16 protein-coding genes are annotated in these 22,562 nt (G+C 62.2%); 13 read left to right on the top strand and 3 right to left on the bottom strand.

The features are described 5' to 3' along the window. Positions 1–13: 13 nt before the first annotated feature. The 8 genes from flgH to EKH80_RS10515 all read left to right on the top strand — a co-directional run bounded on the left by flgH (position 14) and on the right by EKH80_RS10515 (position 9,781). Positions 14–700 (top strand): flagellar basal body L-ring protein FlgH, encoded by a 687-nt coding sequence (flgH, locus tag EKH80_RS10480; protein WP_425481139.1) that lies wholly within the window; start codon positions 14–16, stop codon positions 698–700. A 221-nt stretch (positions 701–921) separates the two neighbouring features. Beyond that, positions 922–1,986 (top strand): flagellar basal body P-ring protein FlgI, encoded by a 1,065-nt coding sequence (locus EKH80_RS10485; protein WP_230473600.1) that lies wholly within the window; start codon positions 922–924, stop codon positions 1,984–1,986. Beyond that, complete coding sequence (flgJ, locus tag EKH80_RS10490; RefSeq protein ID WP_126684692.1) at positions 1,987–2,946, top strand: flagellar assembly peptidoglycan hydrolase FlgJ; 960 nt, start codon at positions 1,987–1,989, stop codon at positions 2,944–2,946. Between the two features lie 208 nt (positions 2,947–3,154). Next, on the top strand, positions 3,155–5,050 hold the full coding sequence (gene flgK / locus EKH80_RS10495) for a flagellar hook-associated protein FlgK (RefSeq protein WP_126684693.1): 1,896 nt from the start codon (positions 3,155–3,157) through the stop codon (positions 5,048–5,050). 14 nt (positions 5,051–5,064) lie between these two features. Beyond that, positions 5,065–6,303 carry a flagellar hook-associated protein FlgL gene (flgL, locus tag EKH80_RS10500; protein WP_126684694.1) on the top strand — a complete coding sequence of 413 codons (1,239 nt, stop codon included), beginning with the start codon at positions 5,065–5,067 and terminating at the stop codon, positions 6,301–6,303. A gap of 40 nt (positions 6,304–6,343) precedes the next feature. Next, positions 6,344–7,012: a class I SAM-dependent methyltransferase gene (locus EKH80_RS10505; protein ID WP_126684695.1), complete on the top strand. Its 669-nt coding sequence runs from the start codon at positions 6,344–6,346 to the stop codon at positions 7,010–7,012. 46 nt (positions 7,013–7,058) lie between these two features. Further along, positions 7,059–7,778: a class I SAM-dependent methyltransferase gene (locus tag EKH80_RS24135; RefSeq protein WP_230473602.1), complete on the top strand. Its 720-nt coding sequence runs from the start codon at positions 7,059–7,061 to the stop codon at positions 7,776–7,778. A gap of 311 nt (positions 7,779–8,089) precedes the next feature. Continuing rightward, on the top strand, positions 8,090–9,781 hold the full coding sequence (locus EKH80_RS10515; RefSeq protein WP_126684696.1) for a multicopper oxidase family protein: 1,692 nt from the start codon (positions 8,090–8,092) through the stop codon (positions 9,779–9,781). A 47-nt stretch (positions 9,782–9,828) separates the two neighbouring features. Here the strand turns inward: EKH80_RS10515 and EKH80_RS10520 are convergent, their stop codons facing one another. After that, positions 9,829–10,707 carry a LysR family transcriptional regulator gene (locus tag EKH80_RS10520; RefSeq protein WP_126684697.1) on the bottom strand — a complete coding sequence of 293 codons (879 nt, stop codon included), beginning with the start codon at positions 10,705–10,707 and terminating at the stop codon, positions 9,829–9,831. A gap of 96 nt (positions 10,708–10,803) precedes the next feature. On the opposite strand from EKH80_RS10520, the gene EKH80_RS10525 reads away from it, so the two are divergent. Further along, a complete protein-coding gene (locus tag EKH80_RS10525) occupies positions 10,804–11,787 on the top strand; it encodes a zinc-binding dehydrogenase (RefSeq protein WP_126684698.1) in 984 nt (327 codons plus the stop codon). Positions 11,788–11,817: 30 nt separating this feature from the next. Next, positions 11,818–12,120, top strand: coding sequence for a YciI family protein (locus tag EKH80_RS10530; protein ID WP_126684699.1), 303 nt, complete (start codon positions 11,818–11,820; stop codon positions 12,118–12,120). 80 nt (positions 12,121–12,200) lie between these two features. Here the strand turns inward: EKH80_RS10530 and EKH80_RS10535 are convergent, their stop codons facing one another. Further along, positions 12,201–13,367 (bottom strand): AAA family ATPase, encoded by a 1,167-nt coding sequence (locus EKH80_RS10535; protein ID WP_126684700.1) that lies wholly within the window; start codon positions 13,365–13,367, stop codon positions 12,201–12,203. A gap of 313 nt (positions 13,368–13,680) precedes the next feature. On the opposite strand from EKH80_RS10535, the gene yiaA reads away from it, so the two are divergent. Then, positions 13,681–14,076, top strand: coding sequence for an inner membrane protein YiaA (gene yiaA / locus EKH80_RS10540; RefSeq protein WP_126684701.1), 396 nt, complete (start codon positions 13,681–13,683; stop codon positions 14,074–14,076). 63 nt (positions 14,077–14,139) lie between these two features. On the opposite strand, the gene EKH80_RS10545 is transcribed toward yiaA, so the two are convergent. Beyond that, positions 14,140–19,128, bottom strand: coding sequence for a glycosyltransferase family 92 protein (locus EKH80_RS10545; protein ID WP_126684702.1), 4,989 nt, complete (start codon positions 19,126–19,128; stop codon positions 14,140–14,142). Positions 19,129–19,685: 557 nt separating this feature from the next. On the opposite strand from EKH80_RS10545, the gene EKH80_RS10550 reads away from it, so the two are divergent. Both EKH80_RS10550 and fliD read left to right on the top strand, forming a co-directional pair. Then, complete coding sequence (locus EKH80_RS10550; RefSeq protein ID WP_126684703.1) at positions 19,686–20,918, top strand: flagellin N-terminal helical domain-containing protein; 1,233 nt, start codon at positions 19,686–19,688, stop codon at positions 20,916–20,918. A 178-nt stretch (positions 20,919–21,096) separates the two neighbouring features. Next, entirely contained in the window at positions 21,097–22,560 is a 1,464-nt protein-coding gene (fliD, locus tag EKH80_RS10555) for a flagellar filament capping protein FliD (protein WP_126684704.1), read from the top strand. The last annotated feature ends 2 nt before the right edge of the window (positions 22,561–22,562 follow it).

A 22,562-nucleotide genomic window follows, 5' to 3' on the forward strand; every position in this document is an offset into this window, starting at 1 on the left:
GTGATTTATGCCCATGCCGATGTTGTTACGTATTGCATCCGTTTCGCTGCTCGCCGCGGCGCTGGCCGGTTGCGGCGCCATCCAGGAGCACCAGCGGCTGGAAGACGCGAAATGGGCCGCCACCGCGCCGGTTGAGCAAGCCACGCCGGCGGCGGCAGATGGCTCGATCTACCACGACATGCAGAACATGGAGTTGTTCAACGATGCGCGCGCGCACCGCATCGGCGACATTCTGACCATCAACCTGGTCGAGGCGATGCAGGCCAGCAAGAAGTCCGAAACCACCACCAGCAAGACCGACAAGGTGAATGTCGGTGCGCCGCAGATCCTCGGGCAGTCGCTGCGCATTGCCGGCCAGACAGCCAATTCATCGCTCAACTCCGCCAACAGTTTCGACGGTGCCGGCAGCAGCACGCAGAGCAACCAGCTCTCCGGCCAGCTCACGGTAACGGTGGCACAGCGTCTTTCCAACGGCAACCTGCTGGTGAAAGGCGAGAAGTGGCTGACCATCAACCAGGGCCAGGAGCTGATCCGCATCTCCGGCATCGTGCGCGCCCAGGATATCGGGCAGGACAATTCCGTCGATTCCACGCGCGTGGCCGATGCACGCATCACCTATACCGGCCGCGGCAGCTTGAATGAAGCCAATACGCAAGGCTGGCTGGCCAAGTTCTTCAACTCCAAGTGGATGCCGTTCTGATGAGCATGCGAATTCTCATGGCTAGCCTCAGACAGCTCCCTCCCCTACGTGGAGTAGGGGAGGGTTGGGGGGGGGTGAAGCAGCCTCGAGACAAATTCCAAATCGCGGCAAGCTCGTGCGACCCCACCCCAGCCCTCCCCAGCACGCAGGGGAGGGGACAAGTTTCGGCCAGTTGGCGACATCACGCATTGAAGCCTGTTGTGCTGTTAGCGGCATTCGCCATGCCGTTTGCCGCCCACGCCGACAAAATCCGTGATCTGGTCCAGGTGGCCGGCGTGCGCAGCAACCAGCTCGTCGGCTATGGCCTGGTAGTGGGGCTGGACGGCACCGGTGACCAGACCACCCAGGCGCCGTTCACCACGCAAAGCCTGGAAAACATGCTCAAGCAGTTCGGCGTGTCGATTCCTTCCACCGGCATCCAGCCGCAGCTGAAGGACGTCGCCGCGGTGACCATCACCGCCGAGCTACCGCCTTTCGCCAAGCCAGGTCAGGCCATCGACATCACGGTGGCGTCGATCGGCAACGCCAAAAGTCTGCGCGGCGGCGAGCTGCTGATGTCCCCGCTGCGTGGCGCGGACGGCAACGTCTACGCTATTGCACAAGGCAGTGTCGTCGTCGGTGGCGTAAGCGCATCGGGCCGCAGCGGTTCGAGCGTGCAGATCAATGTCTCCGCCAGCGGGCGCATTCCCAATGGCGCCTCGGTCGAACGCGTGGTGCCGAATTCCTTCAGCAGCGGCGGCGATATCGTGTTGAACCTCAATACGGCCGATTACGCCACCGTCAACCACATCGTGGATGCGATCAATCATCTCTACGGTGCCGGCACGGCGCGTGCGCTCGATGGCGGTTCGGTCGACGTGCGCGGTCCGGCCGACCCGGGCCAGAAAGTTGCCTGGCTGGGCGCCATCGAAGCGCTCGAAGTCGCCCCCGGCGACGCGCCAGCACGCGTGATAGTCAACTCGCGTACCGGCACGGTGGTGATCGGGTCGGATGTGCGGGTCAGCACGGCTGCCGTGGCGCACGGCTCGATCCAGGTGACCATCAGCGAGCAGCCGCTGGTAAGTCAGCCCGGGCCTTTCAGCAATGGGCAGACCGCGGTGGTGCCGAACAGCTCCGTCTCGGTCACCCAGCAGGGCGCGCACATGTTCAAGTTCGGTCCCGGCGTAAGCCTCGATTCGATCGTGCGCGCGGTGAACCAGGTCGGTGCCACCCCGACGGATCTGATTTCGATCCTTGAGGCGCTCAAGCAGGCGGGCGCCTTGCATGCCGATCTGGTGGTGATCTAAATGGCCGACATCGGTAGCGTCGCTGCGCAAAGCCTGAGCACCTGGACCGATCTCTCCGGGTTCGGCGCGCTGCGTCATCAAGCCGATACGGACAGCAATGCCGCACTGCCGGCGGTGGCCAGGCAGTTCGAGTCGATGTTTACCGAAATGTTGCTGAAGTCGATGCGCGCAGCGAATTTCGGCGATCCTTTGTTCGAAAGCCAGGCCACTGACGCCTGGCAGGACATGTATGACCAGCAGCTCTCCTTGGATCTTTCCCAGCACGGCAAGGGATTGGGGATCGCCCAAATGCTGATTCACCAGCTCGGCGGACACGGCCAGGCGCAAGGCGAAGCAAACCAGGCTGCTGCGGCAGGCCCGCACGCCGCCGGCCTGGCCGACGGGTGGAAGCAACGTCTGTTCGAAGTGGCCGACGCCACGCACTCTGCCGCGCGCAAGGCGATGGCCTGGTTGCCGCAGGATGCGGAAAGCTTCGTGCGCGAACTCGCGCCGCAGGCCAGCATCGTGGCCAAGGAACTTGGCTTGTCGCTGCGCACGGTGCTGGCGCAGGCCGCGTTGGAAACCCATTGGGGCCAACACATGCCCACCCACTCCGACGGCAGCAGCAGCTTCAACCTGTTCGGCATCAAGGCCGGCGGCGGCTGGGATGGCGCACGCGTGAACGTGCCTACGGTGGAATACGAAGGCGGCATCGCGGTGCGCAAGCAGGCGCAATTCCGCTCCTACCCGTCCACGGCAGATTCCTTGGCCGATTACGCCGAGCTGGTCGGCAAGGATCCGCGCTATGCCGGCGCGCTCGGCCGCGGCGACGACGTGCTGGGCTATGCCCGGGCGCTGGTCGCCGGTGGCTATGCCACCGATCCGGAATACGCGGGCAAGGTAGCGGCGATCGCCAACAGCAGCGCCATGCGGCAGGCCCTGGATGCGCTCAAGAAATCAGTGGGCGTGCCGAATTTATGAACGAGATTTCCCGTTGCTCCCAATATCGACTCCCTCCCCTGCTTGCAGGGGAGGGTTGGGGTGGGGTTGGTCAAGCTTGCGCCGAGGCAAGTGTGTGCAACCCCCTCCCAACCTCCCCCCCGGATCAAGTCCGGGGCAGGCTCTGCAAGCAGGGGGAGGGGCGTAAGACTCATCGGGATTCGGCTTTTACACTTAAGGAAATGCTCCCATGTCCGGCATCCTAAACATCGGCATTTCCGGCCTCAACGCCGCCCAGGTAGCGTTGAGCACGGTCAGCAACAACATCGCCAATGCCAGCACCAGCGGCTACAGCGAGCAAAGCGTGCTGCAGTCCGAGGTCGTCTCGGGCGGCAACAGCCAATACACCGTGGGTTCGGGCGTGAACGTGGTGGCGGTGCAGCGCGCCTACAGCCAGTACCTGACCCAGGCGCTGTGGAGCAGCAACAGCAGCCTGCAGGGCGCCACCACCAGCAACGGCCTCACCACCTCGCTCAACGGTTTCCTGAGCAGCAGCGGCAATCTGCAGACCGCGCTGGACAACCTCTACAACGGCTTCAGCAGCGTCGCGAACTCGCCAACTTCCTCCTCGGTGCGGCAAGCAGCGCTGGGTAGCGCGTCTTCGCTCACCAGCGTGTTCAACACGCTCGGCCAGCAGCTCAGCCAGCAATCGACCCAGGTCAACCAGCAGATTGGCAGCACGGTCGGCAACATCAACGGTCTGGCTGCGCAGATCGCCAAGCTCAACAACCAGATCCTGCAGGCAGGCACCACCGGCAATCCGAACGCCCTGCTCGATCAGCGCGACGGCCTGGTGCAGCAGCTGGCGGGGCTGACCGGTATTTCCGCCTCGACCAACAACGATGGTTCGATCAGCGTTTACACCTCCGCCGGCGGAACGCTGGTGAGCGGCGCGCAGTCGTATGCGCTGTCCAGCGCGGCCAATCAGTACGATCCCGGCAGTACTGACGCGTTCGACAGCGCCGGCAACAATGTCACCTCGCAGCTGAGCGGCGGCAACCTGGGTGCGCTGATCAGCTATCGCGACAATGTGTTGCAGCCCGCGCAGAACACCTTGGGTCAGTCGGCGATCGCCCTGGCTTCCAGTGTCAACGCACAGCAGGCCGCAGGCCTGAATCTCAATGGCCAACAGGGCCAGCCGATTTTCAGTGTCGGTGCGCCTGCGGTGTTGCCGTCAAGCAAGAATGCCAGCGGCGGTGCCACGGTGACAGCATCCGTGAGCAACGTCTCGCACATAACGACGTCGGACTACGTGTTGCGCTACACCGGTACAGGCACGGGTACCAACGGCTGGACGCTATCGACCAGCAGTGGCCAGGGCGTTGCACTCACTGCGAACGCCAACGGCACGCTGTCCGCGGATGGGCTTACTTTGAGCGTGGCAGGCAGCGCGCAGATTGGCGACAGCTATGCAATCCAGCCTACGCGCAATGCCTCCACCTCGCTTGCGGTGAGCTTGACCGATCCGAACGGCATCGCCGCCGCTGCTGCACTCACTGCCTCGGCAGGCACGAGCAACACCGGCACCGGCAAGGCGGGCCCGGTGAGCGTGACCAATTCGGCCAATGCCAACCTGCTTTCCGGCGCCACTGTCACGTTTGGCGCGGGCGGCAACTACGCGATCACGGATGGCGCAGGCAATACCACGACTGGCACGTACACCTCCGGCCAGCCGATCACGGCGGACGGCTGGAGCCTGAGCCTGAGCGGTGCGCCGGCCAGTGGCGACAAGTTCACCGTGGCGGCCAATACCAATGGCCTCAACGACAACAGCAATGCGTTGTCGCTGGCTGCACTGGCAAACACCGGCGTGATCAACGGCGGCAAGACTTCCGTCGTGGCCAGCTACGCCGATCTTACGGCGCAGATCGGCAGCGCGGGCAGCCTGGCAAGTTCCAATCTCGCCACGCAGACCAATATCCACAACCAGGCGATGGGCGCGCAGCAAAGCTATGCCGGCGTGAACCTGAACCAGGAAGCGGCCAACCTCGTGCAATTCCAGCAGGCCTACCAGGCTTCGGCGCAGGTGATCAGCACCGCCGAACAGATCTTCAGCAGCCTGATCACCGCTATTCAGTCCCGTTAAGGGCAGGACCCACGATGCGCATCTCCACCGTCTGGACGTATCAACAGCAGCTCAGCACGATGCTGAACCAGCAGGCCACGCTGGCGCAGACCCAAAACGAGGTGAGCACCGGCCTCGCCATCAACGTGGCTTCGGACAATCCCACCGGTGCCGCGCAGGTCGTGGGGCTGAATCACATTCTTGCCCAGAACACGCAATACGCCAGCAACATCAACGCCGCCAATACGCGCTTGTCCACCGAATCCTCGACGCTCACCACTGTCAGCAATTTGCTGAGCAGCGTGAATGACATCGGCCTGGGCGCCATTAACGGGGCCATGTCGTCCACCGACCTCAGCAACATGGCCACGCAGCTCACGCAGTATCGCAACCAGCTCGTGCAGCTTGCCAACACCACCGACGGGAACGGCCAGGCGCTGTTTGCCGGCACCAGTACCACCACCGTGCCGTTCGTAACAAACAGCAGCAGTGGTGCGGTCACTTATGTCGGCAACGAGCAGCAGTCCTTCACCTCGATCGGCACCGGATTGCAGGTGGCCAGCAGCGACGCCGGCAGCGATATTTTCATGAACCTGGCCGCAGGCAACGGCTCTTTTGTTGCAAGTGCCAGCAGCAGCAACACCGGCACGCTGGTGGTGGGTTCGAACAGCGTCACCAATACTGCTGCATGGAGCGCCGCCACCGCGTCTGGACCGGTAAATGACACCATCACTTTCGGCGCCAACGGCAGTTACAGCGTGACCGACGCTGCTGGCAACCCCGTGACCGACAGCAGCGGCAATCCCATTGCGGGGACGTACACCGACGGCGGCAGCATCAGCTTCAACGGCGTCGCCATCAACATGAGCGGCACGCCGAAGGCTGGCGACACGGTCAAGCTGCAATCCGACAACACGTCCAACAATCAGGACGTCTTCACCACGCTCAACAACATGATCACCGCTTTGCAGAGCGGTGGCAGCTCGACCTCCATCACCAACACGCTGAACCGTCAGCTCGAATCACTCAACCAGGCGATGAACGCCGTTTCCACTGCGCAGGTCTCCGTGGGCAGCCGCATCGATACCCTGCAGCATCAAAGCACCAGCTATTCCGATCTCAACCTGACCTATAAGAGCGCGCTGTCGGACGTGCAGGACGTCGACATGGCCACCGCCATCAGCAATCTTTCGCTGCAATCCACCGCACTGCAGGCGTCACAACAGGTGTTTGCCAAGATCCAGGGCACCAGCCTGTTCGATTACCTACGCTGACGCTCGTGCGTGGCCGAACGCATCCGGAGTTTCTCTCATCATGCAACAGACACCTGTCAATCAAATTCACAACCAGGATGTGCTCAATCTGATGCCGCTGGACCGGCGGCGCGTCGTAGAGATCGGATGCAGCTCCGGCGTGCTCGCCCGCGAGTACAAGAAGCGCAATCCGCACGCGCACTACGTGGGCGTGGATATCGTGCCCGAATACACCCAGATGGCGGCCGCCCATTGCGACGAGGTGCTTTCATTCGACATTGAATCGAAAGACAAGGACTTTCTCCGCGATCGCTTTCATGCCGACTGCTGGGTTTTTGCCGATGTGCTGGAGCATCTGCGTGATCCGTGGCAGCTGCTGGCCAAGCTGCGCGAGATCATGCCTGCTGACGGCTGCCTGCTGGCCTGCGTCCCGAACGTGCAGCACTGGAGCATCCAGGCACGCTTGAGCTGCGGAGATTTCCGCTACGAACCAGCCGGCTTGCTGGACCGCACCCACCTGCGCTGGTTTACCCGCGTCACCCTGCTGGAGATGTTCCAGCAAACGGGTTTCGGCATTGTCACCGGCATCACGCGCATGCTCAACAATTCCCATGGCGCGCAGTTCGCCCCTTACATCCGCGCCATGGCGCAGGCGGCCGGTGGGGATCCGGAGCAGGCCGTACAGGATGCGAACGTGTTCCAGTTTGTAGTGAAGGCCATCCCGGTCTGATTCGACTTCCATCCATTCATCGACCCCTATCCCTGGCAGGCCCGGCATGCTGCGGCAAGTTCTCAAAGACTATCAACAGATCGATTCCATCCACACGCAGCTGCTGCCCGCAGGTGATTCGGCGTCCCCGAAGGAGCTGATCTTCCACATCATGCAGGACAACGCCGCGGACGTCGAAGTGCTCGACATCGGCTTCGGCAAGGGGGGCTTGGGCGAATTGATCAAAAGCCATCCGGCCACCCGGCACTGGTCCGTCGACGGCGTGGACGGTTTCGAGGGCGCCTTCGCCAACCAGGCCCTGTTCGAACGCAGGATCTACCGCAACGCCTGGCACGGCCTGGCGCAAAGCATCCCTTCCGACCGCCTGGCCCAGTACAACATCATCTGCCTGCTCGACGTGATCGAGCACCTCAACGCGGAAACCGCGAAGTGGCTGCTGCGCACTCTGCTTACTGGCATGGGCAACGATTCCTTTCTCTTCATCAGCACGCCGCTGTGGTTCTACCCCCAGCACAGCCAACAGAGCGGTGACCTGGAAGAACATTTGATCGGTGTGCCGGCCAGCTCCATGATGGCGTTGATCCCGATGATGTATGCGGTCAATCCGCCGCTGATCGGCGGCTTCGTGCTCGGCAAGCGCAGCCTCGACTTCGTCGAATTCTTCCAGCCGACCACGGACAAGAATTTCTCCTACCAGCGCGGCACGATGCTGGCCAGTGCGACTGGCTTTCAGAACGTGCCGGGGAAACTGTTCAAGCTGACTTGATGGCAGGCAGATGCTGAAATTACGCCTTGCCGTAGGGGGCAAAAAGGCGTATTGACTCAGGGAGAATTCAAGCGCAGCCTAGATGGCTAGGGGCTTCCTAGGTAGTGCAGGCAGCGCATGGATCTGTGCGGCCAATGTCACCTTTCATCATATGGGAACCGTTTGCGCGGGGCTGGTTTCATGCTCATTGTGCTCGCTTGTGGAGCATGCGCATCGCGATGCGATCGCTCTGATAAGCGATATTAACTACCTGCTTTCCGTTTTTTTCTCATGGGGTAGAACACCAAAATCCAACGATTGGGAGTCGTGCTATGCGCTCGCTTAGTTGGTTGTGCTGCTGTTTGCTCTCCATGCTTTCAGTGCTGGTGATGGTTGGTCGCATCAGCGCCCAATCCTTGGATCATCCAGCCCCTGTTGCGCCGGTGGAAAATCCGTGCCCGCGTCCCGCGGCAGGCAGCGTAGTCGAAAGAGAGTCGGCGCTTTACGCCCGCAGCGGCGAATTGCGCGTTCGCTTTTCCTATCAGAGCCGAAGGGACGAAGCGGGGCGCGTTCTGTATTGCTTCATGACGCCGGACGGCAAGCAGAATCCGACGTTGCATCTGCGCCCAGGCGATCACCTGCTAATCACCTTGACCAACAATCTGCCGGCAGGTTCGGGTGCCATGGCGATCAGCGGGCCGATCTGCGGTGCGGCCATCATGGACAGCAGCTCGGTCAATATTCACTTCCATGGCGGCAACATCTCGCCCACCTGCCACCAGGACGAAGTGATCAAGACGATGGTCAATTCGGGGCAAACGTTTCGGTACGACATGAAGATCCCCGCCAACGAGCCTCCGGGACTGTACTGGTACCACACCCATATCCATGGCTTGTCGGAATCCATGCTCCAGGGTGGAGCGGCGGGGGCCATCGTGGTGGAGGGCATCGAAAACGTGCAGCCCGTCGTGGCTGGACTGCGCCAGCGTGTTCTGGTGGTGCGCGATCAACTCGTGCCAGGCGCGCCCAGTCCGGGCGGAGATATCCCTTCCTGGGACGTATCGCTCAATTACGTACCGATTACCTCGCCCTCTGCCGAATCGCCGCACTTCGTGCCAGCCGTACTGTTGATGCAGGGGGGGGAGAAACAGTTCTGGCGCGTTGCCAATGCCTCGGCGGACACCATCCTGGACCTGCGCTACTTATGGGATGGAAAAGCGCAGACCATGCAGCTGGTGGCGCGAGACGGCGTGCCGATCGATTCGCAGGATGGCAAGCGTACGGGCGAGTCGATCGGGCTCGGGCACATCTTGCTGCCCCCGGCGGCGCGGGCCGAATTCATCGTCGAGGCACCGCCGCAAGGCGTGAAGTTGGCGCAACTGGTTACGCAGAATATCGACACGGGGCCTTTGGGTGACAACGACCCCACGCGTCCCTTGGCAACGATACGAACGGGGGATGCGTTCGCATTGCAAGCTGAGGCCGACGCTGCGGATCGCCTGCCGGCATTTAGCGGGGCGAGCACCGGTCAGCAGCGATTTGCCGGCTTGGCACAAGCCCCGTTGGCGAAGGTGCGGACCGTCTATTTCGATGAAATACAGCCCACGGCCTTCTTCATGGCGGTGGAGGGGCGGCCCAAGCACGTCTTCGACCCCAGCCTGCCGCCGGACATCGTGGCCAGGCAGGGCACGGTGGAGCAATGGGTGATTCAGAACCGCACTATGGAAAACCACGAGTTCCATATTCACCAGATCCATTTCCTGATCGAATCGCAGGACAACTTCGAAATCAACGGCTCCCCCCAGCCTCCCGGCATCGCCGGCCAATACCTGGATATGGTGCAAGTGCCGTACTGGGACGGCAATCCGCAACATCCGTATCCCAGTGTCAAAGTGCGTATGGATTTCCGTGGGCCGGACGTGGGTGATTTCGTCTTTCATTGCCACATCCTCCAGCACGAGGATTTGGGCATGATGAATATCATTCGTGTGGTGCCGCGCGGTTCGCCTGGCGAGGGGCGCTAGCCGGCGGCAGATGGCTCGGAATGTGCTGCTGCCGGGTTTACAGAGAGTCACTTGGCCTCGGCTAGATAGCTCCATAAGGCCCGGGCGACCGGGCCGACGGGGCGCCCGCGCAGCCTTGCTGCGACGAGGTCGAGTTTCGAGCGCTTGAAATGGCGCCCTTCGAGCGAAATCAGCTTCCCTGTACGCAATTCCTTTTCCACCAGATGCAAGGGCATGTGTCCCCAACCCATGCCCTGCACGATCAATGCCTGCTTGGTGTGTTGGTCGGCTACTGTCCAACTGGGTGCGTCCTTGATCACGAAGTAGTCGCGTCCGGGCTGTCGCGCCGTGTCGCGAATGATCACCTGCACGTAGGCACGCATCTGCCCGGGCGTCAGATCACGAGTGACAGCTTCGGCAAGGAAGCCGGGCGCGGTCACCGGCAGCAGGGTCACCGTGCCGAGGTCGACCCATTCGAAGCGCGCGTCGCTCTTGTCGATGTGATGAATGATCAGGTCGGCTTCCTCCGCCAACAGACGTTCCCAAGGGCCGCCGATCACCTCGAAATGCAAGTGCAAGCGGGTTTTTGGGTGAGCCTTGAAGAAGCGTTTCAGTCTGCGCAGTACTTCTTCCGTCGGCGTGAGGTCGCCAACTACCACGCGCAAGTCGGTTTCCTCGCCCTGGCTCAGCTGCAGCCCCAGGGTTTCCAGCGCAGCAGCCTCTCGCAGCACTGTGGCCGCCTGGCGGCGAAAAGCTTCTCCGGCCGGCGTGAGACCGACCCGGTATTGGCTGCGGTCGAGCAGGGCCACGCCAAGCCGCTGCTCCAGATTCTTCACCGCGGCATGGACGGCAGGATGGGTGCGATGAAGCTTCTCGGCAGCAGCCTGGAAACTGCCTTCGGCGATGACGGCATCGAGGCAGGCCAGCTCGTGCAGGGAGAAAACCATTGTCCGATCTCCTTACAGTGATTGGCTTGAATATTAAATTTCTTACGGAGGCTGCCAAGCCTAGCCTAAAACCTTCCAAGCAGAAGGAGGCATGGCATGAAGGCGATCGTGCGGCAGCAATACGGCGGACCGGAGCAGCTTTTGCTCGAAGAGGTGCCTGACCCGGTAGCGGGTTCGGGTGAGGTGCTGGTTCGCGTCAGAGCGTTCGGTATCAACCGCGCGGAACAGTATCTCCGGCGCGGCTTATGGGGTGAAGTTGCGCCCATTTCGGGCATCGAATGCGTTGGTGAAGTGGTGCATGACCCCAATGGTGGTTTGCTTGCCGCGCAGCGTGTATTTGCCTTGATGGGAGGCATGGGGCGAACGCGCAACGGTAGTTACGCCGAGCTCGTTGCCGTTCCCGCCCCCAATGTGGTGCCCATTCGCAGCACGCTCGATTGGGCCCAACTGGCGGCCATACCTGAGTCCTACGCAACAGCATGGAGCTGCCTGTTCGATAACCTGTCGCTGACGCGTGGCGACGTGATACTGATTCGTGGCGCCACCTCCGCGCTGGGATTGGCTGCACTCGATCTCGCTCGCTACGCACAAGCCAAGGTTGTCGCCACTGTACGCACGGCCGAGGGCGCACCGGCTGCACGAAATCACGGTGCCGATGAAGTGCTGGTTGATGGCAGCGAGCTGGAGAATGGGCTGAAGCACATCGCCCCGCATGGCGTCGATGCCGTGCTTGATCTGATCGGCACGGCCACCCTGCTGGAATCCTTGCGCCTGACCAAACGGGGTGGACGAGTGTGCGTGGCAGGCTTTCTGGGCGGCCATGAACCGATCGCTGCCTTCGACCCTTTGTTGCATTTGCCCAGTGGCCGGCATCTCAGCTTCTTCGGCAGCGCTTTTGTGTATGGCACGCCGGAATACCCGCTGACCGACATTCCCTTCCAACGGATCGTCGATCTGGTCGAGGCGGGCACGTTGCGCGCGAAGCCGGCGCGATCGTTCGACCTGGAAGAAATCCAGCAAGCGCATCGGGTGCTGGATGAAGGAACGGCGGGCGGAAAGATGATCGTCCGCGTTCGCTGAAACGTTGCATTCCCTACGGAGAACTCGCTCATGAAACACTTTCTTTTGGAAGGCAGGCATCTCGTACCGTTCGAGGAGCTCGCCGAGCTGGTGCCCGCTCATCATGCGTTTCTGCAGAAGGGCTATGACCAAGGGTATTTCCTGTTTTCCGGTCCGCAGGTGCCGGCGCACGGCGGTTTCCTGGTGGCGCGAGCCGCATCACGCGAGGAACTGGACGCCTTGCTGGCGGATGAGCCCTTCGTCCAGGCGAACAAGATGCACTTCAGCCGCATCGTCGAATTCGATGCGGCGCAGTGCCAACCCGTCCTGCAGCAATGGTTCAACGTTGCGTAGGCTGGGATGACAATCCCAGCATCAGTCGCCCGTAATGAGAGCTGGGATTGTCATCCCAGCCTACATCGCCCGATGGACGCTTATCGCTCGGGCCAATACCAAGCCGGTTCATCCAGTTCTCGTTGCCCAATGATGCGAGTCTGGCTCAGCTCCTTTTCGAGCGAGATGCTATTGCAGGAAGGAAGGTCTTCGAGTGCAGCGATAAGCCGTGAAGCATGCGATATCACCCACACCTGGCTCTTCGCAGCAGCCTGCCCGATCAGGCGGGCCAGCGCTGGCAGAAGATCGGGATGCAGGCTGGTTTCCGGCTCGTTCAGCACCATCAGGGACGGTGGTCGCGGAGTGTGCAGCGCGGCGATCCACAGTAGGTAGCGCAGTGTTCCATCCGACAGCTCGCTGGCGGAAAGTGGACGCAACAAGCCATGCTGACCGAAGCTCAGGCCGAAGCGGCCGTCGCGCACTTCTACTTCAACCGATGCGCCGGGGAAGGCGTCTTCGACGGCCTCGTTCAGCGCTTCCCGATCGCCGATCTCGCGGATGGTCTGCCAGGCTGCCGCGAGGTCTCCGCCATCATGACTTAGTACTGGGGTGCGTGTGCCCAGTTGCGCCAAGCGTGCCGGTGCGTCCCGGTCCGAGCGGAAATGGTCGTAGAAACGCCAGCCGCGTATCGCCTCGCGCATCGAAAGCACTTCCGGTGCGCGTTCGGGATCGGCCAGTTGTGTAAACATGCTTTCGAACGGGTTGAGATGCTTGGCCACGACGCGCCAGCCACGCCCTTCCTTGACCTTGGCCAGGGCGCCATGCCGGTCGACCAGCGCGTTCGATGAACGCAGGAAAGGTCCTGCCCAGATCGCCTCGCGCTTGATTTCCGGGTCGAGGCTGAATGCCGTAGGCGCATTGGAAGGTGCGGGGAGACCGAGGTCGATGGCATAGCCGTAGTCGTCGCCGGCAAAGCCAAGCCTGAGCGCAATCGGTTCCTGGCGCGGCCCGCCCTGCACCGGCACTTCGCCTTGCAACATCCGGCGCGAGATGCGTTCGGGGCCGGCCCACAGCGTTGAGGACAATCCGCCCTCTCGCGCCAGCGCGTTCACGACACCGCCATGTGCAGTTTCGGCAAGCAAGCGCAAGGCGCGGTAGAGATTCGACTTGCCGCTGCCGTTGGCGCCTGTGATCAGGTTCAATGGACCCAGCGGGAGGGTGAGCGATCGCAGGGAACGGTAGTTGGCTATCGCCAGTGTTGTCAGCATGCGCTTTTCGTCCAAGCAAGGCAGCCGGAACGCGAATGAGTACATGAAGCAGGTTGTCAGGGCAAGCGTAGGCTGGGGTGACAATCCCAGCATCGCGGCTTGCACGTATGCCAATGCTGGGATTGGCAACCCGGCCTACGATTATCATCCCAGTCTACGCATTGTTCCCTCTGCACTTACATCGCTATGATGACGCGGCCGATGCGAACGCGAAGCGGGGGCGCACGGCGCAAGCCATCGGATGTCTTGCGAGCCAGCGTGCCCTTTATTCCGGCAGGAGCAGCCGCGACTTTTTACTCAATGGAGATGAATCATGCAGGGTTCCGTACAGAAGCCGTCCTTCGCCTTTGTTGCCGCGTCCTGGGTGGCCCTGTTGGCCGGGGTCGTGGCCTTTCTTGTCGGGCTTTGGCATGCCGACATGCAGCTGAATGAAAAGGGCTACTACTTTGCGGTGCTGATGTACGGGCTGTTCGCAGCCATTTCCGTGCAAAAGAGTGTGCGCGACCGCCTTGAGGGCATTCCCGTCACCGCGATCTACTACGGCCTGGCCTGGGTCTCGACGCTGATCGCCATCGCTTTGCTAGTGATAGGACTCTACAACGCCACTCTGTCCGCCAGCGAGAAGGGCTTCTATGGCATGGCTTACGCATTGAGCCTGTTTGCTGCCATTGCCGTGCAGAAGAACACTCGCGACAGCCAGTTCGCATGAATGCCGTCGGCTGGGATTGGCATCCCAGCCGACGAAGTGCTCCCCGCGCACGAAAGTGCGCGGTCAGTTCGGCAACCATGCATCCCGCCAAGCCACCAGCTTTTCGCCCTCCAGCATCCAGTCCTTGCGCACTGCCTCGTGCAACGCATCGCCCGTCCTCGCCGTGGCATCCAGGTCGTCCAGGTGCATGCGGATCGCGTTGACCCAGTCCTTGTAGCGGTTCTTCACGCGTGTCACCGGCAGATCGCCTTGATAGGGGACGATGTCGGTGCAGATCACCGGGAAGCCGCAGGCGCCGTATTCGAGCAGGCGCAGGTTGCTCTTGCATTCGTTGAACGCGTTCTCTTCGAGCGGTGCCAGGGCGAGGTCCAGGTTCAGCGAGGCCAGCTTGCGCGGGTATTCCTCGATCGGCACGCCGGTGTGGAATTCGTGCACGTAAGGGCGCAGCTTGTCGGGGCACATGCCGAAGAACACCCATTCCACTTCGCCGGCCAGGTCGCGCACGACGTCGGCGATCAGTTCCAGGTCGCCGCGATGGCTGGAGCCGCCGCCCCAGCCGACGCGCGGTTTGCGGCCGACGCGCCGCTGTGCCTGCAGGCCACCCCACCAGTCCACCGGCAGGTGGTTCAGCACCACGCGGATGTCGGAGTGGAAGCCTTTGAATTCTTCCGCGAGTGAAGGGGTGGAGACGACGAAGCGGTCCATGGCCGATAGCGCGCGTCGCAGCGACTTGACCACATCCTTGGGCATGATGCCGTGGAAGGCGCTCTTCACCGGGATCTGCTGGATCAGGTCGTCCAGCTCGAACACCTTGAAAGCCTTGGAGTAGTCACGATAGCTTTCCAGTAGCTTGATCTGGTGTTCGTGGATCTGCCGCTGCATCACCAGTGAGGTGGGCTGGAAGCGTTCCATCGCCACCGGGGTCAGATGGACGCCGGCGATGAGGCCCTCGATCATGCCTTCGCGCTGCATGGAGGCGAACGGCTGGCGAATGCGGTAGTGGCCGCAGCCGTGCTCGTCGGCGGCGACACAGAACAGGCGCGGCCGGAGCGGGCTGGCGAAGGGTTGCCACGCCTTGCTGCGCATGGGGTCCAGTTCGAAGCCCGAGCCGTCGACGCTGAGGTTGGTGCTATAGGCGGGGTCGCGCGCAAGCAGCTTCAGCCACTTTCGGTACATCGCGCCTTGTTCGCCCTCGAAGCGTTTCTGCTTGGCCTCCTGGGCGGTCGTGTCGACCTTGGTCTGGCTGACGCTGCCCACGTGCATCAGGCGCGCATACGGCGTCCACACGGTCAGGTAGCCGGCTTGTTGCACTTTCAGGCATAGATCGACGTCGTTGTAGGAAACCTTGAAATCCAGCTCGTCCAACCCGCCAACCTCGTCGTAGACGGACTTGCGGATCATCAGGCACGCGGCTGTCACCGCGGTGTAGTTCTGATCCACGCGCAGACGATGCATGTAGCCGTCCGCCTCCATCGCCAGGCCGATGAAAGGATGGTCAGCAGGGCCGCGCAAGCCCAGCACCACACCACCGTGCTGAATGCGCCCATCGGGAAAATGCAGCTTGGCGCCTACGATACCGACCTCCGGACGCTGCGCATGATTGAGCAAGGCATCGATCCATTCGGCATGCAGTACGGCGGTGTCGTTGTTGAGCAGGATCAGGTATTCCCCCCGCGCCTGCGCTGCCGCGAAATTGTTGATGGCGGAATAATTGAACGGATGCGGATAGCGCAGTACGCGCAACTGCGCACTGTTGAGCCGTTCGATCCCGTCGAGATACGCGCAGGCTGCCGGCTCCGAGGTGTTGTTGTCGACGATCAGGAGCTCGTAGTTGAGGTAGCTGGTCCTGGACAGCAGGCTGTCGATCAGGCCGTTGAGCAGGGGCAACTGGTCCTTGGTCGGCACGATGATCGACACCAGCGGCTGCTGCGCGTGCTGGTACACCACACGGTTGAAACCGGGCAGGGCGCCGGCTTCCATGCGGTGCGGCACGCGAATGCGCGTCAAGTGTTGGGAGACGATCTCGGCGCTGTGCGCCTTGACCGTCTCCGACGCCAACCATTGGCCGTAAGGCAGTGCGGCACGGTGCATGACTTCGGCGATATGGCCGATGGACTGCAGTCCGTCCGTTTCGATCAGGCGGAACAGAAGGTCGTAGGGTGCCATGTCGCCATAGCGCGCCTGGAGATTGCCCAGTTCTATGCAGCACCGGCGCTGGAAGGCAAGCGCGCGGCCGGCATACGGATAGCTGCGCAGCAGGTCGAGATTGAAATCAGGCTTGAAGATCGGGTGCTCGAACGTGCCACGGCTATGGGCGTCTTCATCGAAATAGACGGCGCGTAGATAGGGATCCGCCACCGCGCGCTCGGCCAGCAGCAGCAAGGCGGCAGGATGCAACAAGTCGCCTGCATGCAGCAGCTGGATCCAGTCTGCGTCGCCGGCAGTAATTTCTCCAGGCAGGCGTTGCATGGGATCGTCGCCGCTGATCACGCTCAGTTGGTAATGCGGGTAATGCTGGGCTTCCAGGCTGGCCTGGGTCGCCTGCACGGCTTCCACGTCATTGCCGTGGTCGATCACGATCACCTGCATGCGTGGTGCGCCATGCTTCTCGATACGGTGCATGGCCTGCGCCACGGCCATATTGCTGAGCTGCAACTGCTCCTGCCATTGCTTGTAGAGATCCGAAGGCGGCAACGATATCAGCCATTCCGGCAGGATCTTCAGATGGCGGTCGGTGCGGTTCCAGCAACCGTCTTCATGGGTTTCGCGCGCAAAGGCTTCATTAAGGTTGCGGCCATGTCCGATCCATTCCGCCGAGGCATCGATCTGCAAGCGCTTGCACAACCAGGTAACGCGTTCGGCCGGCGAGGCCAGGCCGAGCAGGTCTTCCAGCCCGGCTTCATAGGCGATCTGCCACAGACCCATGTAGACTGGAATCTGCTTCTCCACGGGTTGCCGCGCGCGCCATTCGCCGCCTCGGAAGGCGAGGGTCTCGCCATCGGCTTGCAGATAGATGTGGGCAGGCAGCGCGTCCAGCCATTCGCCGGGAATCTTGTCCTCGCCGTCGGCTTGCGCGTAGATCAGCGCGCTCCATTTGCGCAGCAGGCCTGCCAGCAGGTCGATGCGCTGCTCGTGGATGGCCCTGCGCAGCAATACCAGCAGTGAGCGCCCCGCCGGGAGCAAGTAGGGTTCGTGCACGGGATCGAATGCGGACCCGTACCAGCTCAGTCCGGGCTGCATGGGGCGCGGCACGGCCTGGATGGCTCCTCCGCGCCGCACATATTCGGTGATCGTGTTGAGTGCCGGCACCCGATTGTCGGTGAAGCTGTGCGCGAGGACATCGGTGCGCAGCAGCGAAGGCGCGCCGTCGCGACTGGCGATCCATAGCCATCCCGGCGCATGTTCGCCCAGCGTGCCCGCTTGAGCGTGAAGCTCCCACTGCGTTGCCTCCTTGCCGGCTTCGCGCAGCAGCGGGCGCTGTGCGATCAGATCGTCTGGGCGCCATGCTGGGGTCGCTTGTGACGCGTGGGCCGAGATCAACACTTCCGGCAGCAGCGCATCGGGAAACGCGAGCTTGATGTCGATCTGTGCAAGCCCCGTAGCGCGCAGCATGGCATCGACCTGCACGCGCGTGGGCAGATAGTGTTGAGCGGGAAAAGCCTGGCGATTGGGCGTGGCCAGGATCAGCGTGCCCTCCGGTTTCAGCGCGCTCGCCGCCATGGCAAGTGCTTCGCTCAAGGGGGTGCCGTGCGGCCAAGCCTCGGCGTAGTCGTCCGCTAGTGTCAACGAAACGATGTCGTAGTCCGGTTGCAGCGACAGCTCGCGCAAGCTGGCCTGAAACACGCGCACTTGCGGACAGTCGCGCAGTCGCGCCGCCGCCACCCTCGCCCAGTGCGGCGCAAATTCGACGGCATCCACGCTGCAGCCGCGCTCGGCCCACGCCAGGGTGGATACGCCGCCGCCGCAACCGATGTCCAGCACGCGGCAACCTTTGGGAACAGGATCGAGCATATGCAATGCATTGGCGCGCCTGGGCGAGAGATGCAGGGCGCTGGTGCGGCTGTGAATCTCTTTCGCCAGGGCTGCCGAATACAGGCTCGTGTCCGGCGCTTCACACACAACGCCGTGCAGGTGCGTAGCGGTGGCGTGGATGGCCTTGTGCGGGGGATGCTCGCGCAGCGGTGAATGCCACACGCCTTCCTGGTTGCGCATGAAGGTTTCCAGCGGCCACATCGGCGGCTGCACGCCCAGCTGTGCGATGACGCGCAGCACGACGTCGTCGTGCACTTCGTTGAGGACTTTTTCGTGCTGCAGAAACCAGTTCCAGTCCCTGGAACCCTTGCTGTCGGCCAGGGGCTTGGCGAATTTCAGCCGGCACTCCGCTTCGGACTTGCTCCAATAATGGTTGATGCGCAGTTTTTTCACCGACACCTGCTCGGTGAAGGGGCCGTCGATAGAACGACCGTTTTCATCCACTGCGTGCGCGTTGTCCATATAAAGCATGAAGTGCGGATTGGTGCATGCGAGGACCTTGGCCGGCTGCACGATGCTCTTGATGTGCGCGTTCTCCGGGCGATAGCTGCCATCCGCCTGGGCGTAAGGAATACCGCCGTCGAGCGTACCGCGGCGCAGATAGTTCTCCAGTACGCCGCCCGGCGGCTTCGCCGTGTGACCGGCGGAACCGAACATCACCCAGTTGACGCCTACGCCGGGGTGGTCCGCATACTCGGCCAGCACATCGGGCAAAAGCCTGGCGTCGGGCGCGAACAGGAACTCGTCCAGGTCGATGAAGGCGATCCAGTCGGCTTCGCTGCCGTGGGTCTTCAGGCAATGCTCGTAGGCCTGCAACTGCGCCGGGTGCCGCGGCCACTCGTGCAGCACCACTGTGCCGGAGGCCATATGCGGTTGCAGCGCGTCGAGGTAGGGATCGGAGCTATTGTTGTTGTACAGGTAGAAGCGTTCCACGCCCATGAGCTGGTGGAACTCGACCCATTCGCGCAGGTATGCGGCCTCGTCCTTGAACACGGCGCAAATGGCTAGTACGCAACGCATGTGGTTTCCTCGTCTGATCGATGAAGCCTGGACACGCGAGCGTCGGAAATCCGACGCATCCGGCGTGGACCAAGCCGATATGCGAGGGTGGGAGCAATGTTGGTGCCAACTTGGGTGCTTACGCCCTCTCGCTTTCGAGGACAGGGTTGCGCTGATGGGACAACCTGGCGAAGTTGTTGCATCTTGTGTGGCGAGACATTGCCTGCGGCGCTTTCGGTCCCTTTAGGGACCGAAAGCGCCGCAGGCAATGCACGCACTCGCAAGTTGGATGCTGGGATTCGCCAATTCGCATCCCCCGCCTAAATCGCGCAAAGAGCCTTCATGGTGAAATCACCCGTTCGATGCGCCAACCACACAACAGCCCCGCACATCGACAGCACCGGCCAAACCTTTAGCGTCATCCATCACACTTTTCGCGCCCATCCCCTTGGCCCGGCGCCAAAAAATTTCTCAAGTAATGCCCACCAGCGCCGAAAAAGTCCCTGAGGCGGTCGGCACGGCAAGGTGACGGGATCCCGCCGGTTCGAGTACCACCTATCCGGTTTCAGGAGACTTCCATGTCACTCGTTCTTAATACCAACATTGCTTCGCTGCAGGCCCAGAACAACTTGAGCAAGTCGGGCAGCGCGCTGAGCACCGCCACTCGCGACCTGTCCTCGGGTCTGAAGATCAACAGCGCAGCGGACAATGCCGCCGGCTTCGCGATTGCTTCGCGTTTCCAGACGCAGATCGGCGGCCTGGGCCAGGCCAGCACCAACGCCAGCGATGCCATCAACCTGGCGCAGACCGCGGGTTCCGCGCTGAGCCAGATCACCTCCAACCTGCAGTCTATCCGTGACCTGGCCGTGCAGTCCGCCAACGGCACGTACCAGTCTTCCGACCGCGCCGCGATCGACACCTCGGTGCAGCAGTACCTGTCGGAAATCACCCGTATCGCCAACCAGACCAGCTTCAACGGCACCAACGTGTTGAACGGATCGGTCGGCCAGCTGTCGTTCCAGATCGGCTCCAACGTAGGCCAGCAGATCAACGTGAACCTCGGCCAGGGCGCCACCACCTCCCAGGTCGGCCAGATCTCGGAGATTTCCACCGCCAACATCAGTGGTGCGTTCGTCAACGGCAGCGGCGTGTCGGGCCAGTCGATCAGCTTGAGCGGCCTGAGCATCGAAGGCGCGGACGGCAAGAGCTACAGCCTCAGTGGCGCCAGCGCCAACAGCGCACAGGGCGTGGCGGATGCGATCAACGCAGCCGGTATTGCAGGTGTGAGTGCGGCCGTGAACAAGAACGGCGGTATCAACGTCTACTCCACTGGCGTACTTGCGGTCTCCGGTGCATCGGTGACGGGTGCTGCGGGCACAGCGTTCAACCTGACCACGGGCGCGGTCGCGTTCGGCGCCAGCGGTGCCGGTTCAACGGCTACCGGTTTTGCGGCTACCGGTGCGGCCTACACCGACGGCTCGGTGATCACGTCCTCCGGTTCGCTGGCCGGCGGCGATGTTTTGACGGTGGACGATTCCAACAACCTGATCTCGCGCGTCGACGTGGCGCTGACCCAGGTGAGCAACTTCCAGAGCCAGCTGGGCGGCGTGCAGAACCGCTTCCAGTCGACGATCGCCACCTTGAGCGCACAGCAGACCAACCTGACGGCTTCGCAGAGCTCGATTCAGGACACGGACTTCGCGGCAACCACCGCGCAGTTGAGCAAGTCGCAGGTGTTGCAACAGGCGGGTATCTCGGTGCTGGCCACCGCCAATGCCCAGCCGCAGCAGATCCTCAAGCTGCTGGGTTAACCGGTACGACCGGCCATGGCGCAAGCCATGGCCGGGTTTTTGCTTCAAGGGGTCTGACGGCCCTCAAGGCGTCAGAAAACCCACGCGAGCGGCGGGCAAAGCTCTCTTTCGATCCCCAGCAGGAACGTGAGCTTTGGCGGCGGTTCGATGGCGCCAGAAACCCTTCGATGAGGCCTTCATGAGCAGCATTTCCGGTGTGAGCAGTACTTCGAGCGCGCTTGCCGGCGCGATCAGCGGTGCCGGCTCCACTTCCAGCACGGGCAGCTCCAGCAGCGGCGGCAACATCAGCGGTACCGGCTTGCTCAGTTCGCTGGGCCTGGGTACGGGACTGGACGTCAACTCCATCATCACGGCGCTGGTCAACGCGCAGGAAGCCGGTCCGCAGGCGCAGATCACTAACCAGAGCAACGAAGACAACAACAAGATCGCCGGCCTCACCGCATTGCAGACGTCGTTGTCCGGTCTGCAGTCCGCGCTGAACGAGCTGACCTCCAGCAACACCTACAGCACTTTCAACGCCACCCTGTCCAGCACCTCGCTTGGCACGGTGACGACGCTGCCGGATGCCTCGCCAGGCAGCCATAGCCTCAACGTGACCCAGCTCGCCACCGCCCAGAGAAGCATCAGTGCAGCGCAGTCCAGCACCGCTACGGTGGGCACGGGCACGCTCAACATCGCGGTGGGCGGCAAGAGCGTAAACATTACGGTCGGCACCGGCGACACGCTGTCCTCCATTGCCAGCAACATCAATAATGCCAACGGCAATCCCGGTGTGACCGCCACCATCGTGGCGGGCGTGAACGGCAACCAGCTCGTACTGACCTCCACCAGCACGGGCACCGCCAACGCCTTCAGCGTAAGTGCCGGCAGTGGCAGCAGCGGCGGTGTCACGGCGCTGGCGAATGCGCTCAATACGCCGAGCACCACGGCCAGCAATGCGCAGCTGACGATCGATGGCATCTCCGTCAGCAGCGCCACCAACAGCGTGAGCGGCGCACTGACCGGCGTGACCTTGAATCTCGCCGCTACCGGCAGTTCACAGCTTACCGTCGCGCAGAGCACAACACCGATCAACACGGCGGTGAACGATTTCGTCTCCGCGTACAACACCTATGCCAGCACGGCAAACCAGCTGCAAAGCTACAACAGCACCACCAAGGTAGCTGGCGTGCTGCTGGGCGATGCCACGCTTTCGGCGGTGCAACGACAGATTTCCCATGTGTTGAGCAGCAAGGTTTCCACCAGCAGCACCAGCAGCTTGGCCAGCCTGGGGATTACCCGCAACGCAGACGGTACCTTGGCACTGAACTCGACCACGCTGGCCAATGCTCTGTCCAGCAATCCGTTGTCGGTGCAACAGCTTTTCACGGGGACCACCGGCATTGCCACGCAGCTGAGCTCCCTGGTCACCGGGTTCAATAGTAAATCCGGTGCGCTGCAATCGCGCATCACCAACCTCAACAGCGACCTGACCAAGCAGTCGTCGCAACAGACGGCCTTGAATGCCCGTATGGCGGTCTATCAAAAGCAGCTGGTCACGCAATACACCAGCCTGAGCTCGCTGGTGTCGTCGCTCAACAACACCAGTTCCTATCTCACCCAGGCTATGAACGCGCTCACCGGGACCAGCAGCAAGGGCTGATC

The organism is Dyella choica (assembly GCF_003977665.1).
Lineage (GTDB): Bacteria > Pseudomonadota > Gammaproteobacteria > Xanthomonadales > Rhodanobacteraceae > Dyella_B > Dyella_B choica.

Coding starts and splice junctions, on each gene's coding strand:
- flgH (WP_425481139.1), top strand. CDS start 14: ATGCCGATGTTGTTACGTATTGCATCCGTTTCGCTGCTCGCCGCGGCG.
- EKH80_RS10485 (WP_230473600.1), top strand. CDS start 922: ATGCCGTTTGCCGCCCACGCCGACAAAATCCGTGATCTGGTCCAGGTG.
- flgJ (WP_126684692.1), top strand. CDS start 1,987: ATGGCCGACATCGGTAGCGTCGCTGCGCAAAGCCTGAGCACCTGGACC.
- flgK (WP_126684693.1), top strand. CDS start 3,155: ATGTCCGGCATCCTAAACATCGGCATTTCCGGCCTCAACGCCGCCCAG.
- flgL (WP_126684694.1), top strand. CDS start 5,065: ATGCGCATCTCCACCGTCTGGACGTATCAACAGCAGCTCAGCACGATG.
- EKH80_RS10505 (WP_126684695.1), top strand. CDS start 6,344: ATGCAACAGACACCTGTCAATCAAATTCACAACCAGGATGTGCTCAAT.
- EKH80_RS24135 (WP_230473602.1), top strand. CDS start 7,059: ATGCTGCGGCAAGTTCTCAAAGACTATCAACAGATCGATTCCATCCAC.
- EKH80_RS10515 (WP_126684696.1), top strand. CDS start 8,090: ATGCGCTCGCTTAGTTGGTTGTGCTGCTGTTTGCTCTCCATGCTTTCA.
- EKH80_RS10520 (WP_126684697.1), bottom strand. CDS start 10,707: ATGGTTTTCTCCCTGCACGAGCTGGCCTGCCTCGATGCCGTCATCGCC.
- EKH80_RS10525 (WP_126684698.1), top strand. CDS start 10,804: ATGAAGGCGATCGTGCGGCAGCAATACGGCGGACCGGAGCAGCTTTTG.
- EKH80_RS10530 (WP_126684699.1), top strand. CDS start 11,818: ATGAAACACTTTCTTTTGGAAGGCAGGCATCTCGTACCGTTCGAGGAG.
- EKH80_RS10535 (WP_126684700.1), bottom strand. CDS start 13,367: ATGCTGACAACACTGGCGATAGCCAACTACCGTTCCCTGCGATCGCTC.
- yiaA (WP_126684701.1), top strand. CDS start 13,681: ATGCAGGGTTCCGTACAGAAGCCGTCCTTCGCCTTTGTTGCCGCGTCC.
- EKH80_RS10545 (WP_126684702.1), bottom strand. CDS start 19,128: ATGCGTTGCGTACTAGCCATTTGCGCCGTGTTCAAGGACGAGGCCGCA.
- EKH80_RS10550 (WP_126684703.1), top strand. CDS start 19,686: ATGTCACTCGTTCTTAATACCAACATTGCTTCGCTGCAGGCCCAGAAC.
- fliD (WP_126684704.1), top strand. CDS start 21,097: ATGAGCAGCATTTCCGGTGTGAGCAGTACTTCGAGCGCGCTTGCCGGC.